This is a genomic window from Mesorhizobium sp. ISC15, assembly GCF_037162615.1.
Lineage (GTDB): Bacteria > Pseudomonadota > Alphaproteobacteria > Rhizobiales > Rhizobiaceae > Mesorhizobium > Mesorhizobium mediterraneum.
This window is the reverse complement of sequence record NZ_JAVSPX010000001.1, coordinates 3,348,318-3,363,290: the sequence shown is the minus strand read 5'-3', so window position 1 is coordinate 3,363,290 and position 14,973 is coordinate 3,348,318. Positions and strand designations below refer to the sequence as shown.

13 protein-coding genes are annotated in these 14,973 nt (G+C 61.8%); 11 read left to right on the top strand and 2 right to left on the bottom strand.

Annotated features, from left to right (window positions below; genetic code table 11):
• Positions 1-73: 73 nt before the first annotated feature.
• The gene (locus RPG13_RS16030; RefSeq protein WP_285804286.1) at positions 74-1,249 is read left to right on the top strand and encodes a porin; all 1,176 of its coding nucleotides are present in this window, start codon (positions 74-76) and stop codon (positions 1,247-1,249) included.
• Between the two features lie 555 nt (positions 1,250-1,804).
• Here the strand turns inward: RPG13_RS16030 and RPG13_RS16025 are convergent.
• A complete protein-coding gene (locus RPG13_RS16025) occupies positions 1,805-3,484 on the bottom strand; it encodes a tetratricopeptide repeat-containing sulfotransferase family protein (RefSeq protein ID WP_337125469.1) in 1,680 nt (559 codons plus the stop codon).
• 144 nt (positions 3,485-3,628) lie between these two features.
• On the opposite strand from RPG13_RS16025, the gene RPG13_RS16020 reads away from it, so the two are divergent.
• The 9 genes from RPG13_RS16020 (at position 3,629) to RPG13_RS15980 (ending at position 13,310) form a co-directional block, all read left to right on the top strand.
• Complete coding sequence (locus RPG13_RS16020) at positions 3,629-4,741, top strand: pyridoxal phosphate-dependent aminotransferase (protein WP_337125468.1); 1,113 nt, start codon at positions 3,629-3,631, stop codon at positions 4,739-4,741.
• A gap of 697 nt (positions 4,742-5,438) precedes the next feature.
• The gene (locus tag RPG13_RS16015) at positions 5,439-6,089 is read left to right on the top strand and encodes a TetR/AcrR family transcriptional regulator (RefSeq protein WP_337125467.1); all 651 of its coding nucleotides are present in this window, start codon (positions 5,439-5,441) and stop codon (positions 6,087-6,089) included.
• Between the two features lie 77 nt (positions 6,090-6,166).
• Positions 6,167-7,330, top strand: a complete 1,164-nt coding sequence (locus RPG13_RS16010) for an isovaleryl-CoA dehydrogenase (protein ID WP_292621887.1) — start codon at positions 6,167-6,169, stop codon at positions 7,328-7,330.
• A gap of 187 nt (positions 7,331-7,517) precedes the next feature.
• On the top strand, positions 7,518-7,805 hold the full coding sequence (locus tag RPG13_RS16005; protein WP_245329935.1) for an AbrB/MazE/SpoVT family DNA-binding domain-containing protein: 288 nt from the start codon (positions 7,518-7,520) through the stop codon (positions 7,803-7,805).
• Positions 7,802-8,185 (top strand): type II toxin-antitoxin system VapC family toxin, encoded by a 384-nt coding sequence (locus RPG13_RS16000; RefSeq protein ID WP_095486578.1) that lies wholly within the window; start codon positions 7,802-7,804, stop codon positions 8,183-8,185. Before RPG13_RS16005 ends, RPG13_RS16000 begins: the two co-directional genes overlap by 4 nt.
• Positions 8,186-8,189: 4 nt before the next feature.
• Positions 8,190-9,797: a carboxyl transferase domain-containing protein gene (locus RPG13_RS15995; protein WP_095486577.1), complete on the top strand. Its 1,608-nt coding sequence runs from the start codon at positions 8,190-8,192 to the stop codon at positions 9,795-9,797.
• A 2-nt stretch (positions 9,798-9,799) separates the two neighbouring features.
• Positions 9,800-10,327, top strand: a complete 528-nt coding sequence (locus RPG13_RS15990) for an O-acetyl-ADP-ribose deacetylase (protein WP_292216942.1) — start codon at positions 9,800-9,802, stop codon at positions 10,325-10,327.
• 119 nt (positions 10,328-10,446) lie between these two features.
• Positions 10,447-10,815 carry a hypothetical protein gene (locus RPG13_RS15985; RefSeq protein ID WP_337125466.1) on the top strand — a complete coding sequence of 123 codons (369 nt, stop codon included), beginning with the start codon at positions 10,447-10,449 and terminating at the stop codon, positions 10,813-10,815.
• Positions 10,816-11,342: 527 nt separating this feature from the next.
• Positions 11,343-13,310, top strand: a complete 1,968-nt coding sequence (locus tag RPG13_RS15980; protein WP_337125465.1) for an acetyl/propionyl/methylcrotonyl-CoA carboxylase subunit alpha — start codon at positions 11,343-11,345, stop codon at positions 13,308-13,310.
• 114 nt (positions 13,311-13,424) lie between these two features.
• Here RPG13_RS15980 and RPG13_RS15975 read toward each other — a convergent pair whose 3' ends face one another.
• Positions 13,425-14,546 carry an ABC transporter substrate-binding protein gene (locus RPG13_RS15975; RefSeq protein WP_292645084.1) on the bottom strand — a complete coding sequence of 374 codons (1,122 nt, stop codon included), beginning with the start codon at positions 14,544-14,546 and terminating at the stop codon, positions 13,425-13,427.
• Between RPG13_RS15975 and RPG13_RS15970 the strand changes: the two genes are divergently transcribed.
• Positions 14,515-14,964: a hypothetical protein gene (locus RPG13_RS15970; protein WP_127289151.1), complete on the top strand. Its 450-nt coding sequence runs from the start codon at positions 14,515-14,517 to the stop codon at positions 14,962-14,964. The genes RPG13_RS15975 and RPG13_RS15970 overlap by 32 nt on opposite strands.
• Positions 14,965-14,973 lie beyond the last annotated feature (9 nt).

Genomic DNA, 14,973 nt, shown 5'->3' with positions numbered 1-14,973 from the left:
TGGGGCAGGGAACGCTGTCCTTCAGCAAAGAATACCCAGACCCGTTTTTTAACTTTTGACTGGAGGTCAGAAAATGAACATCAAGAGCCTTCTTCTCGGCTCCGCTGCGGCGCTGGTCGCAGTTTCCGGTGCGCGCGCCGCCGACGCCGTCGTCGTCGCCGAGCCGGAACCCGCTGAATACGTCCGCATCTGCGACGTCTACGGCGCTGGCTACTTCTACATCCCCGGCACCGAAACCTGCCTGCGCATCGGCGGCTATGTCCGTTACGACATCGGCGTCGGCGACGTCGGTACATTCACTGGTGCGACGTCCGGCGACCACGAGGACGGCGACGAGAACGACACCTATTGGAAGCGTGCTCGCTTCACGCTGAAGACCTGGACCGGCCAGGAGACCGAACTCGGCACCTTGAAGACCTACACCGAGACCCGCTTCAACTTCGGCAACAGCCAAGGCCGCGCCGACTTTGCTGGCTATGACCCAGATGGGAACCCGGACTTCTTCCCCAACGAGGCCGGCAACACAGGCGTTTCGCTGAACTTCGCCTGGATCCAGCTCGGTGGTCTGCGCGTCGGTAAGGACGAATCGGCCTTCGATACGTTCATCGGCTACGCCGGCAACGTCATGAACGATACGCTGGTTCCCTATGGCGGCTTCGACACCAACGTCGTCCAGTACTACTTCGACGCCGGCAACGGCTTCTCCGCCGTCGTCTCGCTCGAAGAAGGCTACGGCCCCTTCACGATCGACAGCTACGTTCCGCATGTCGTCGGCGGCGTGAAGTGGACGCAGGGCTGGGGCGCGATCACCGGCGTCGTTGCTTACGACAGCGCCTACGAAGAGGTGGCCGGCAAGGTTCGCCTCGACATCACGCCGATGGAGAACCTGTCGCTGTTCATCATGGCCGGCTACGGCACGGACGACAACCTCACGGATCCGGACTGGAGATTCCCCGCCGGCGGCCGCGGCATGTACAAGCTGTGGAGCGGCAATTGGGCAGTCTGGGGTGGTGGCACCTACACCATCAACGAGAAGACCTCGTTCAACACCCAGATCTCGTATGACGAGGGCGAAAACCTCGGCGTCGTGGCGAACATCGCCTATGACATCGTCCCCGGCCTGACGATCACGGCGGAAGCCTCCTACTTGCACGCCGGAGAGTTCGGCGAGGCCGGCTTCTCCAACTGGACCGGTGCGGACGACGAGGACAGCTTTGGCGGCCAGCTCCGCTTCCAGCGCTCGTTCTAATCAGCATCGTCTGACTGAACTCGAACCCGGCGGGCAACCGCCGGGTTTTTTCGTATCGGCGTGGCTGTCAAATTGCGTGATGCATGGCGTCGCCAGGCGGAGCAGGAGCGAAGCGACGTCGCGGAGACCCTGGATTCACGCCGTTACATCAGCCGAAGAATGCAGCGGCTCAGAATGAAAGCCGTAGCGATCCTTCGCGCCCCCCTCTGTCCTGCCGGACATCTCCCCCACAAGGAGGGAGATCGGCCGTCATCACCGCTTTCGCCAACGTCCAACGTTGATGAACAGGCTCTGTCAGCGAAGCTGCCGATCTCCCCCCTCGTGGGGGAGATGTCCGGCAGGACAGAGGGGGGCGCTGTCCCTCCAGCGTCTCGAAAGATTCTGCACCGCAGCAGCGCTTGGAGAGAACAGGATAGGCGTTCGCTTCGCTTGGGAGGGAAGAAGGTATAGTGGCATTTAGCTAATCGTTGGGGATTGGCGGCTGAAGGTCGGCTGGCAGCAAACCTATGCGATCCAGAGTCTCGTGCCCCCCCAACGCGGACCGCCTACCTCAAGTCAAATCTCTGCAAGATCGCCCAGCGACTGTATCAGCGGCTGAATTTCGTTTTCATAATTCTTCCAGCGCTTGACGGACGATTTGTAGATCGGTTGACGAACCTGCCAGCGACTGGGCGTGTTGACCGAACCATCCCTATCGAAAAAGCGCAGGCAGGCATCATCCCAAGGCAGCCCGAGATAATCTATGAGGCGGCGCGACTGTGCTTCCTGGTCGTCAACCAGCGTTTCGTAGCGATTCTCGAAGATAAGACCAGGAAAAACCTCGTTCCAATGCCGCATCAGGCGGTCATATTCGCGATAGTACAGGCCTAGTGTTTTCAGGTCGGTGTTGTAGCTGTGCCCCTCGCTGAAGTTCAGGACAAAACAGGAGACGCAATTGTCGATGGCGTCACGACGGCAATGAATGATGCGTGCGTTGGGAAAGAGAAGGCCGATAAGGCCGATCATTTCAAAATTGTGCGGCATCTTGTCCACCACGCGAAGCGCAGCAGGCGCCCGCTCGCTCAGATAGGACAGATGCTCTTCGGCCAGGGTTCTGGACAGGTCTTTCGTGATCGACATGACCGGCTGTTTCAAATTTCCAGCCGATGAGGTTTTGAGGCCGATCGCATTCGCGACCCGCCTTAGTTTGCTAAGCTCCCCCGCTCCATGAACATCGGGATGGCTGGCGCAGATCTGTTCCGTGAGCGTCGTCCCCGAGCGGGGCATGCCAACCACGAACACAGGCACTTCGGAAGGATTTCCATGGCCGGCCCTGGCAGCTAAAAGGTCCGGCGTGAAGGTTTCAATCAATGAGTCGATCCAGCGACGATACAAGTCGATATCGAACTCGTAGCCGGAGGCCTGTTTCGCCTTGTTGAAATGCTCGAATGCATCTCCATAGCGTTTGAGGTCGTTCAGCACCTTGCCGGCGGCGTAATGGAGCTTCTGAGCACCGCCGGGATTAAGCTTCGGATTATCGAGTTCACGAAGGATGGACTGGAGTTCCTCGGGCTCTTCGGTGAACTTTTTCGTCTGTACAAGGTCGTTGTAGGCAGCCGGTATATCGATGCGACGTTCGATTGCTTCTTTCAGATAGGCGGCGGCTTCATCCATGCGCCCCAGGCTGCTGAGCGCGCTGGCCAGACCGGCGCGAACCTTGGGATGATTGCGGTTGATTTTCAGCGCCTTCTCGTAAAGCGGCAATGCCATGTCGGGTTTGTCAAACGCTATGTAAGTGCGCCCCAGTGCACAAAGTGCCTCGATAAGGTCAGGCTGCAGTTTCAAGGCGTACTGCATATGCTTGATTGCCGGCGAATATTCGCTGACCTTCACATAGGCCTCGCCCAGGCTGAGGTGGTAGTAGGCGTTTCTAGGTTCCTCTCCGACTGCGCGTGCGAAATATCGCAAAGCCATCTCGTCGTCAAAGCCCAGGCAGACGGTGCCCAAGATGTACAGGGCGAGGGGATGGTTCGGCGTGCGCGCCAGGACACGAAGACATAAGTCCTGTGCCTCGTCGCGCCGTTTTGCCTGCTGATGGATATACGCCTGTTTCAGCAGCGCGTCGTCGGCCTGCGCACGCGATTGAGCGCTTCCTGTCTGCAGATTCACCATAGGCTTCATTATCGGCGCCTTCGCTTTTGGCGCGGGGCCGGGCTTGAGGTGCTTGGACCAGGCAGGTGGGAGTCGATTGTTCATAATATCTCGCTAGCAAAAAGAGATATCTCGGTAGCAAAAAGAGCGGGGGGAATCCAGCATGGTGGTTGCAGCCAAGGCGGGAGCTTGCGCGGCCAACGGTGCCGCGCTAGCAAGAAGCCCCTTTTTTTCGAGCGAGCCTTTGCCATGCGCCAGCGCCCTCCCCTCACGCCAATCATCAGCGCGCTTCCCTCGACGGTGCCGTTTGTCGGCCCGGAGGCGCAGGAGCGGGACCGCGGCCGCGCGTTTCGCGCCCGCATCGGCGCCAATGAGAGCAGTTTCGGGCCGTCGCCGCGCGTCATCGCCCGCATGGCCGGTGTCGCCCGCGACATGTGGATGTATTGCGACCCCGACAATCACGATTTGAAGGTGGCCGTCGCCGCGCATCTCGGCGTCAGCGCCGAAAACGTGGTTGTCGGCGAAGGCATAGACGGTTTGCTCAGCCTCGTGGCGCGCATGTATGTGGCGCCAGGCGATGCGGTGGTCACCTCGCTCGGCGCCTATCCGACCTTCAACTTCCATATTGCCGGCGTCGGTGGCCGGCTGGTCGCGGTTCCCTACGAGAACGACCGGGAAAGCCTGGACGGCCTATTGGCTACGGTCGCCAAGGAAAACGCGCCGCTGGTCTATTTGTCCAACCCAGACAATCCGATGGGAAGCTGGTGGGAGGCGGCCGAGCTCGTCCGCTTCATCGAAGCCCTGCCAGAAACCACCATGCTGGTGCTCGACGAGGCCTATGGCGAGATGGGCCCGGCCTCGGCGCTGCCGTCGATCGATATCTCCAGGCCGAACGTCATCCGCATGCGTACCTTCTCGAAGGCCTACGGATTGGCCGGCATACGCTGCGGCTATGCGGTGGCGGACGCCCAGGTGATCCGCGATTTCGAGAAGATCCGCAACCATTACGGCGTCAGCCGCATGGCGCAGATCGCCGGCGTCGAGGCGCTTGCCGATCAGGACTATCTCCAAAGCGTGGTGGCGCGGGTCGCTGCCGGCCGCCGGCGCATCGCAGAGATAGCCGAGGCGAACGGCCTGAAGCCGCTGCCCTCGGCGACAAATTTCGTCACCATAGACTGCGGCGGCGACGGCGCCTTCGCGCTAAGTGTGCTGCAGGCGCTGCTGTCGCGTGACGTGTTCATCCGCAAGCCGATGGTGCCGGTGCTCGACCGCTGCATCCGGGTCAGCGTCGGCCTCGACCACGAGCTCGACATCTTTGCCGAGGAGCTGCCCGGTGCGCTGGCGGCGGCGCGGGGGAACTGAGGATCGCAAAGTCGTCGTTTCGGCCTGCCGCTGTTTCCCCCCGTCACCGAGCAGGCACATGACCCGCTTCAAGATGTGCGAAAGCTCGGCGGCTTCGTTGTCGGCCAGGCCAGCCGTCAGCCGGGTGAGATCGCGATCCGCCGCCGACTGAAGCGTGGCCAGCTCCGAGTTTCCCCGCGCGGACAGCGACAGGATGCGCCGACGCCGGTCGCCCGGGTCGGCACGCAGTTCGGTCAGGCCCATGGCGGCGAATTTTCTGAGGATCCGCGTGACATAGGCCGGGTCCAGCCGGAGTTCGCCGGCAATCGAGGACGCCGCCGGCCCAAGATCGAGATGGAATGCCTGCGCAAGAAACCCTGCCTCGCCGCTCGGGTTGGCAGCGCCGACGCCCGCCCGGTGACCCAGCTCGAACAGCACCCGCGCCTCGGTTAGCGTGTAGGTGCTCTGCATCAAGGTCTCGTCGAGCAGCCCGATCAAGCTGGTGTAAAACCGGTTGAAATGGCGGATTTCGGTGACCATCGCATCCCGCACATCCGGCATGTCGGGCTCCTTCTCAGGAAATTCTACACCCAGATCATCACCATATTATTTGACTTAGTCAACCATTCAAAAAAACACGATCCCTATCCTGCAATGCATTCAGATCTTGAATTAATTGAACGTTCGTTTTATTATTGCACCTCTCGATGAGGTGACCATGGCGCGCACGACCGGTTCCGACGGGGAAAAGACCGAAGCAGCGGTCCGCGAGGCGGCGGTCAGCCTGATCGCGCGTCTTGGCTACGAGGCGATGTCGATGCGCCAGCTGGCCGCCGAGGTCGGCGTGCAGGCGGCCGCGCTCTACCGCTATTTCCCGACCAAGGAAGACCTCTTGTTCACGCTGATGCGCGAGCACATGGAAGGGCTGATCGAGGCGTGGGACGCGGCGCGCCCGGCCGCGGCTGATCCGGCGACGCGGCTTGCCGCCTATGTCGAAAACCACATCGCCTTCCACATCGAGCGGCGCCACTCCACCCATGTCTCGAACATGGAGTTGCGCAGCCTGTCGCATGACCGCCTGACGCAGGTCCTGCGCATGCGCACGGCCTATGAAAAGGAGCTGCGCGCCATTCTGCGCGACGGCGCAGAAGCGGGCGTCTTCAGCGTCGAAGACACCGGGCTGACGGCCATGGCGCTGATCCAGATGATGACCGGCGTCATCGTCTGGTTCCGGCCAGGCGAGCGGCTATCGATCTCGGAAGTAACCGCCACATATCTTTCAATGACGATGCGCCTGGTTGGGGCAGCCCATGGCGCGACTACGACCTACGGCGCCGTGCGCGCCTTCGAACGCGCAAGGACGCTGTAGCACTTTGATTTTGCGCATGGTCCTTCCCGAAATCGGAATCGAATTCGATTTCGGGGCCATGCGCCGGGAGGAACGGCATGTACACGCACACACTCAACTTCGGGCTTGACGAAGACATCGAGGCGCTGCGCGACCTGGTGCGGCGCTTCGCCCAGGAAAAGATCGCGCCGATCGCCGCCGAGATCGACCGCTCGAATGAATTTCCGGCGCATCTGTGGGCCGAACTCGGTGGGCTCGGCCTGCTCGGCATCACCGCCGATCCGGATTTCGGCGGCACCGGCATGGGCTATCTCGCCCATGTGGTCGCAATGGAGGAGATTTCGCGTGCCTCGGCCTCGGTCGGCCTCTCCTACGGCGCCCATTCCAACCTCTGCGTCAACCAGATCAATCGTTGGGCGACGCCGGCACAGAAGGAAAAATATCTGCCTACGCTGTGCAGCGGCGAAAAGGTCGGCGCGCTGGCAATGTCGGAATCCGGCGCCGGCTCCGACGTCGTGTCGCTCAAGCTGCGCGCCGAAAAGCGCAACGACCGCTACGTGCTCAACGGCACCAAGATGTGGATCACCAACGGCCCGGATGCCGAGACATTGGTCGTCTATGCCAAGACCGATCCGGAACTCAGTTCGCGCGGGATTACCGCCTTCATCGTCGAAAAGTCGATGGCCGGCTTTTCCGTGGCGCAAAAGCTCGACAAGCTCGGCATGCGCGGCTCGAACACCGGCGAACTGGTTTTTTCGGATGTCGAGGTGCCGTTCGACAATGTGCTGCATGAGGAAGGGCGCGGCGTCGAAGTGCTGATGTCGGGCCTCGATTACGAGCGCACCGTGCTCGCCGGCGGTCCGATCGGGCTGATGGCGGCGTGCCTCGATGTGGCGGTCCCCTACGTGCACGAACGCAAACAGTTCGGGCAGCCCATCGGCGAGTTCCAACTGGTGCAGGGCAAGCTCGCCGACATGTATACGGTGATGAACGCCGCACGCGCCTACGTCTATGCCGTCGCCGCCGCCTGCGACCGCGGCCAGACGAGCCGCAAGGACGCCGCCGCATGCGTGCTGTTCGCCGCCGAGAAGGCGACACAGATGGCGCTCGACGCCATCCAGCTGCTGGGCGGCAACGGCTACATCAACGACTATCCGACCGGCCGGCTTTTGCGCGACGCCAAGCTCTACGAGATCGGCGCCGGCACCAGCGAAATCCGCCGCTGGCTGATCGGGCGGGAAATCATGGCAGAGGGAATATAGTGGCACTATCTTGAAAATTGCCATTTATAGCACAACGTGCCATATATTCGAAATAATGGCACGTTTCTGGAACGAGGCGACAATGGCGAGCGGAACGAGAAAAGCTGGGTTTGACGAAAATCCGCAAACGCAATTCGAGGCCGGATCTCGGAAGGCTCCGCTCCGGGTTCCAGCGAAACGCGAGCGCGTGAAACTTGGCGAAGGCGGACGCTTCGTTATCCCGGCTGCGATGCGCGAGGAAATGGGCGTGAAGCCTGGTGAGGACTTGATCCTTCATGTCGAGAACGGCGAGTTGCGGGTAAGGTCGTGGCTCCAAAATCTGCGGCGCGTCCAGGCGGAATTGTCGGCTTTGAAAAAGCCGGGCGAAAGCGTCGTCGACGAATTTCTCAAGGAGCGGCGCGAAGAACAGCGCCGAAGCGATGAGCGTTTGGACCGGCTTCATGCCGAAGGAACGGCGAGGAAGGGAGCGAAGTGAAACCCTACGTCATGGACAGTTCCGCGGCGCTTGCGATCCTGCTCAACGAGAAAGGCACCGATATCGCCTTGGGTTTCGCGCCGGACGCACAATGCAGTTCGGTCAATGCGGCCGAAATCATCGCCAAGCTGATCGACAGGGGACGCAGCATGGAGGAGGCCGCGGACGACCTCGCCAGCCTCGGCATGCCGGTCGCCGTCTTCGACGAAGCGATGGGCATCGCAGCCGGGCAGCTTCGCGAGCTGACGCGACATCGCGGCTTGTCGTTGGGCGACCGGGCCTGCCTCGCACTGGCAATTTGCGAGAACGCTATTGCCGTCACCGCCGATCGCGACTGGGGCGACCTGGATATCGGCTGCAAGATCGAACTGATCCGGTAACGCCATGACCACCCTCACCTCGCAGATCTCGCCCGCCTCCGACACCTTCCGCGCCAATGCCGAGCGCATGCGGGCGCTGGTCGTTGACATTGCGGAAAAGGCGGCAACCGTCGAGCGTGGCGGCTCGGACGAAGCGCGCGAACGGCACCAGAGCCGCGGCAAGCTTTTGCCGCGCGAGCGCCTATCGCAATTGCTCGACACCGGCTCGCCATTTCTCGAGATCGGCCAGTTCGCGGCGTGGTCGATGTATGGCGAAGACATCTCATCGGCCGGCCTCATCGCCGGCATCGGCCGTGTCGAAGGCACCGAAGTCATGGTCGTCGTCAACGACGCCACGGTGAAGGGCGGCACCTATTATCCGCTGACGGTGAAGAAGCATCTGCGCGCGCAGGAGATCGCGCTCCAAAACAAACTGCCTTGCGTCTATCTGGTCGACAGCGGCGGCGCCAATCTGCCCAACCAGGACGAGGTGTTCCCCGACCGCGACCATTTCGGCCGCATCTTCTACAATCAGGCCAACATGTCGGCTTCAGGCATACCGCAGATCGCCTGCGTCATGGGTTCGTGCACGGCGGGCGGCGCCTATGTGCCGGCGATGTCGGACGAGACGATCATGGTGCGCAACCAGGCGACCATCTTCCTCGGCGGCCCGCCGCTGGTGAAGGCCGCCACCGGCGAGGATGTCAGCGCGGAGGAGTTGGGTGGCGCCGATGTGCACACGCGGCTTTCCGGCGTTGCCGACCACTATGCGCTGGACGACGAGCATGCGCTGGCGATCGCACGCCGCATCGTCAAGAACCTGAATCGAAAGAAGGAGATCGGGCTGGCACTTCGCGATCCGATTCCGCCGCTTCATGCAGCCGATGAGCTCTACGGCATCGTGCCGACGGATCTGCGCCAGCCTTATGACGTGCGCGAAGTGATCGCGCGCATCGTCGACGGCTCCGAGTTCGACGAGTTCAAGCAGAATTACGGCACCACGCTGGTCACTGGCTTTGCCCATCTCAACGGCATGCCGGTCGGCATCATCGCCAACAACGGCGTGCTGTTCTCCGAAAGCGCGCTGAAGGGTGCGCATTTCATCGAGCTGTGCTGCCAGCGCAAGATCCCGCTGATCTTCCTGCAGAACATCACCGGTTTCATGGTGGGGCGAAAATACGAGGCCGGCGGCATCGCCAAGGACGGCGCCAAGCTGGTGATGGCCGTCGCCACGGCCCGCGTGCCGAAGGTGACCATGATCATCGGCGGCTCGTTCGGCGCCGGCAATTACGGCATGTGCGGACGCGCCTATTCGCCGCGCTTCCTGTGGATGTGGCCGAATGCCCGCATTTCGGTAATGGGCGGCGAGCAGGCGGCCACCGTGCTGGCGGTCGTCAAGCGTGAGGGTATCGAGCGCAAAGGCGGGGAATGGAGCGCAGAGGAGGAGGCAAAATTCAAGAAGCCGATCCTGATGAAATACGAGCATGAGGGCCACCCGCTCTATTCGTCAGCCCGCCTCTGGGACGACGGCATAATCGATCCGGCCAAGACGCGGGAGGTGCTGGCGCTCAGCCTTTCCGCCGCGCTCAACGCCGAGATCGAGGAGACAAGGTTCGGCGTGTTCAGGATGTGACGATGAGCGAAAGCGATCAGAGGATTCGCGTTCATATCGGCGACATCACGAAGCTGGCGGTCGATGCCATCGTCAACGCCGCCAACACCTCGCTCTTGGGCGGCGGTGGCGTTGACGGCGCCATTCATCGAGCGGCCGGCCCTGAACTTCTGGCGGAATGCCGAACACTCAGTGGCTGCAAAGTCGGCGACGCTAAGCTCACCAAGGGTTACAGGCTGCCGGCACGCTACATCATCCACACGGTCGGGCCGGTCTGGCAAGGCGGCGGCAAAGGCGAAGCCGAGTTGTTGGCCTCCTGCTATCGCCGGTCGCTCGAACTTGCCGCCGCCAAGGGTTGCCGGACGGTGGCATTTCCGGCGATCTCGACCGGTGTATACCGATATCCAAAGGACCAGGCGACGCAGATCGCCGTTGGCACCGTGCGTGCCTTCATCGGCCAGAACGCGGTTCCGGAAACTGTCATTTTCTGCTGCTTCGACCAGCAAACGGCGGAACTATATCAGCAGGCGTTGCTGCTTGGCGGAGCGTGATCCGCAATAGGTAAGAAAATTCATTCATAGTCTTCAGATTTATTTTCATTCACCGATCTGGCCAGACGAAAGAATCGCGGCTATTGCTCATTCCCAATAACAATGGGGATTGGGCGAAGATGAGACTGCAGTTTTTTCAGAAAACAACTGTGTCGGTACTTGCAGGGTTGCTTATATTGGCGGCGCCTGGCGTTGGCGCAGCTGAGTCGCTGGCGGGAAGCAAAGGCGACAGCCGCTACCCTGTGTATTTCGCGCCCGGCTCAACGGGAGGCTGTCAGAAGGCATACAAGGCCTATGTGGCGACTGGCAGCCATTCGGCCTATGCGTCGACTCCATTTAATTGGGCGACCGAGTTCGTGGTTTGCGCACGTGCGACTGCATCGTCGCAAAAGGCTGCAGAGACGCTGGCCCTGAAGGACTGCCAATCCGCCCGGAAGCAATACAAGGTCACGACCGCGGGAACCTGCGGCATCGCCGCCTCCAAGTAGCAATGCCTGTTGGCTCAGTTCATTCCAAGGGGAAAAATGAGACCGAGATACGTCCAGAGAACAATCACATCGATACTTGCAGGATTTCTTATACTCACGGCACCTGGCATCGGAGCGGCGGAATCGCTGGCGGGAAGCAAAGGCGACACCCGTTTCCACCCGTTTTTGCCGCGGAACGCGAAGGATCCGTGCACCAAGGCTTACAACGCCTATGTAGCGGCCAGCGGCCATTCAGCCTATGCGACCACCCCATATATGCGGGTGACTTCGTTGTACATCATCTGCGGCTCGCGCTTGAATGCACCGTCACAGAAAGCTGCCGAAGATCTGGCATTGAAATCCTGTCAGGCCACCCGCAACAGTTACAAGGTCACGACAGGCGGGGGGTGCGAGGTCGCAGCCTCCAAGTAAGCGGTCCTCGCTTACCGATACTTTGACAATGGCCGGACTGCAAAGCAGGGTGTTGCCACAGCTCGCGTGAAGGAGCATTCGCGCCGTTGGCGGCAAGCTCTGGCTTTGGAGGTCCCATGTTCGCCAAAATCCTGATCGCCAACCGCGGCGAGATCGCCTGCCGGGTGATCCGCACGGCACGCAAGTTGGGCGTGCGTAGCGTTGCCGTCTATTCCGACGCCGACGCCGGGGCCCTGCATGTCGAGATGGCCGACGAAGCTGTGCATATCGGTCCCTCGCCTGTCGGCGAAAGTTATCTGCGCGGCGACAAGATTGTCGCGGCGGCTTTGGCCACCGGCGCGGAAGCCATCCATCCCGGCTACGGTTTTCTGTCGGAAAACCCTGATTTCGTCGACCAGGTGACGGCAGCCGGGCTCGTCTTCATCGGCCCGTCGGCCGCCTCGATCCGCGCCATGGGGCTGAAGGACGCGGCCAAGCGGCTGATGGAGAAGGCCGGGGTGCCGGTGGTGCCCGGCTATCACGGCGAGGCGCAGGAGATCGTGCTGCTCGCCTCCAAGGCACGCGAGATCGGCTATCCCGTTCTGATCAAGGCGCGCGCCGGTGGCGGCGGCAAGGGCATGCGGCGCGTGGAACATCCCGACGACTTTTCCGAGGCGTTGTCGGGTGCGCGGCGCGAGGCCAAGGCCGCTTTCGGCGACGACCGCGTGCTGGTCGAGAAATATGTCGAGAAGCCGCGCCACATCGAGGTCCAGGTGTTCGGCGACATCTTCGGCAATGTCGTGCATCTCTACGAGCGCGACTGCTCGGCGCAGCGCCGCCACCAGAAGGTGATCGAGGAAGCCCCCGCCCCCGGCATGACACCGGCATTGCGCAAGGCGATGACGGAGGCGGCGGTGAAGGCCGCCAAGGCGATCAACTATTCCGGCGCCGGCACGATCGAGTTCATCGTCGACGCCTCGCAAGGGCTGAAGGCCGACCGCTTCTGGTTCATGGAAATGAACACCCGGTTGCAGGTCGAGCATCCCGTCACAGAAATGGTCACCGGAGCCGATTTGGTCGAATGGCAGTTGCGGGTGGCCGCCGGCGAAAAGCTGCCGAAAACGCAGAGCGAGATCACGCTCTCCGGTCACGCCTTCGAGGCGCGCATCTATGCCGAGGACGCGGCAAAGGGTTTTTTGCCGGCGACGGGCACGCTGCATCACCTGAAATTTCCGGATACTGCGCCCGAAGGCGCCAGCATGCGGATCGAGACCGGTGTGCGGGCGGGCGATGTCATCTCGCCCTTCTACGACCCGATGATCGCCAAGTTGGTGGTGCACGGCAAGAACAGGCAGGCGGCGCTCGAAGCCTTGGGCATAGCCCTTTCGCGGACCGAGATCGCCGGCTCGACCGTCAACACCGCCTTTCTCGCGGCTCTTGCCGCTGACGCGGATTTTTCGGCAGGCGATGTCGATACCGGTCTGATCGGCAGGCATCAGCAAGCACTGACCGCAGTCCCGCCGCCGAGCAGCGAGATCGTCGCCGCAGCTGCATTTGCGGCATCCGGGGCCGGGGCTCAGGCGCCGTCCAACGACCCGTGGTCGTCGCTTGCCGGCTATGCGCATTTCCACACTGTTCCGCGGCGCACGCGGCTGCGCTACGGCGAGGACGAGATCGTCGCGCTTGTGTCGGTAATGCGGCCGGACGGGCGCTTCCAAGTGGCACTGGACCCGCCTTATGACAGCGCCAATCCGCTTGATCTTCGCGCCGCCCCTCGCCTCGCCCGCTGGCCAGGCAACGTCACCGTGTTCGAAGGCGCCGTCGGTTACAGCTTCGCGGTGCCGGACCCGTTGGCAAGGGCCGACGAAATCGCCGCCGGTTCAGACAGCCTGCGGGCGCCGATGCCGGGTCTGGTCAAGCTGGTGCGTGCAGCCAAGGGCGAGGTCGTCATCAAAGGCCAGCCGCTGTTGATTCTGGAAGCGATGAAGATGGAGCACACCATTTCCGCTACTCATGACGGGACGATCGCCGAAATCGCTGTCGAGGGCGCGCAGGTCACCGACGGGACGGTGCTGGTTCGCTTTGCCGAGGAAGCCCACGGCTGACCGCTGCCCTTCATCCATAAGGCGACGTCGACGACTCGCGCCACAATCGCATGCCCAATGAAAATGGCCGGGTCAGACCCGGCCATTTTCGTTTACCGAAGGCGACGCCAATTGTTACGGCTGGATCGGCGCGTATTTGCCGTCGTGCCACTGGTTGATGTCGTAGCTGACGTTCTTAAGGTCGCCCTTTTCGTCGAAAATGACTGAGCCGACGACGGTGCTGATCGGCTCGCCGTTCTTCAAAGCTTCGGCAACCTTGGCCGGGTCGTCGCTGCCGGCGCGCTTGATGCCCTCGGCAAAGGCCTGGATCACGGCATAGGAGAACAGCGTGAAGCCCTCGGGCACGAAGCCGCCCGCCTTGATCTTTTCGACGGCCTCTTTGGCTTCGGGCTTCGCCTGCGGATCCGACGGGAAGACGAACATGGTGCCTTCGCCGGCCGGACCGGCAACCTGCCAGAATTCCGGCGTGGCAATCGAGTCCGGCATGATCAACTGATACTTCAGGTTCTGTTCCGCCGACTGGCGCAGGATGAGGCCGGCTTCGGGGTGATAGCCGCCGAAATAGATGACGTCAGCCTTCAGGTCCTTCAGCTTGGTGACAAGCGCCGCGTAGTCCTTTTCACCGGCGTTGATGCCCTCGTAGAGGATCTCGTTGAGACCGTTCTGGTTCATCGTTGCCTTGACGGCGTCGGCAACGCCCTGCCCATAGGCGCTCTTGTCGTGCATGATGACGACGTTCTTGCCGGCATATTTCTTGGCGATCCACGGGCCGATGAAAGCGCCCTGGGCATCGTCGCGCGTATAGAGGCGCATGATCGTCGGCCAGCCGGCTTTCGCCGCCGCGTCGGTCAGCACCGGGTTGGACGAAGCCGGGCTCATCATCAGCGCGCCGGCTTCGGCGTAGACGGCCGAGGCCGGAATGCTCGAGCCCGAGCAGGCATGGCCATCGATGAACTTGACGCCGTTGGCAACGATGCGGTTGGCGACCGAAACCGCCTGTTTCGGATCACACTGGTCATCCTGGACGTCGAGCTTGATCTGGCGGCCGTCGACACCGCCGGCCGCGTTGATCGCGTCGGCGGCGGCTTGCGCGCCCTGCTTGAACTGGTCGCCGATGGTGGCAAGCTGACCGGTCATCGGTCCGACCACCGAAAAGGTGATGTCGTCAGCGAAGGCAATCGGTGCACTCATCATCAGGCCTACTATGGCCGCGCTCAAAATACCCAACTTTTTCATGGTGATATTCCTCCACTCTCGCGCGGCCGCCCCGGCCGCGCCTCTTCCAGAGTGGGCGGGAGAATTTCACCCTTCGCCAAGCCTGTCTAGACGCATCGGCGGCACTCGATTGGGCCTGCAACGTTTCTGTTTGACCATGATCTTTTTCCAAAAACCGGTTTCCACTTTTTGGGATCATGGTCCCGAAAACGCAAAAGCCGCGCCGGCCTTGTTCCGGCCGGTCGCGGCTTTTGTCGATCGAACCATCCCCGAACGCTCCCGCGCCCGAAAACCGCTCGCCTTCCCTGTCCGTCGCGCAGCTTGGCCGTATCCAGCCTGCCGCGTTCTTGTCATTGTTGGTGAGACCGTCTTGCGCGGCCTTGTTCTTGCCGGTCCGGCCGTCTTGCGCGGCCTCGACCTGAAGCGTCCCTGTCGGTGATCTCAATGC

What these genes read in the sequence shown, in the direction of transcription:
- RPG13_RS16030 (WP_285804286.1), top strand. Translation starts at nt 74, where the DNA reads ATGAACATCAAGAGCCTTCTTCTCGGCTCCGCTGCGGCGCTGGTCGCA.
- RPG13_RS16025 (WP_337125469.1), bottom strand. Translation starts at nt 3,484, where the DNA reads ATGAACAATCGACTCCCACCTGCCTGGTCCAAGCACCTCAAGCCCGGC.
- RPG13_RS16020 (WP_337125468.1), top strand. Translation starts at nt 3,629, where the DNA reads ATGCGCCAGCGCCCTCCCCTCACGCCAATCATCAGCGCGCTTCCCTCG.
- RPG13_RS16015 (WP_337125467.1), top strand. Translation starts at nt 5,439, where the DNA reads ATGGCGCGCACGACCGGTTCCGACGGGGAAAAGACCGAAGCAGCGGTC.
- RPG13_RS16010 (WP_292621887.1), top strand. Translation starts at nt 6,167, where the DNA reads ATGTACACGCACACACTCAACTTCGGGCTTGACGAAGACATCGAGGCG.
- RPG13_RS15995 (WP_095486577.1), top strand. Translation starts at nt 8,190, where the DNA reads ATGACCACCCTCACCTCGCAGATCTCGCCCGCCTCCGACACCTTCCGC.
- RPG13_RS15990 (WP_292216942.1), top strand. Translation starts at nt 9,800, where the DNA reads ATGAGCGAAAGCGATCAGAGGATTCGCGTTCATATCGGCGACATCACG.
- RPG13_RS15985 (WP_337125466.1), top strand. Translation starts at nt 10,447, where the DNA reads ATGAGACTGCAGTTTTTTCAGAAAACAACTGTGTCGGTACTTGCAGGG.
- RPG13_RS15980 (WP_337125465.1), top strand. Translation starts at nt 11,343, where the DNA reads ATGTTCGCCAAAATCCTGATCGCCAACCGCGGCGAGATCGCCTGCCGG.
- RPG13_RS15970 (WP_127289151.1), top strand. Translation starts at nt 14,515, where the DNA reads ATGGCCGCGCTCAAAATACCCAACTTTTTCATGGTGATATTCCTCCAC.
- RPG13_RS15975 (WP_292645084.1), bottom strand. Translation starts at nt 14,546, where the DNA reads ATGAAAAAGTTGGGTATTTTGAGCGCGGCCATAGTAGGCCTGATGATG.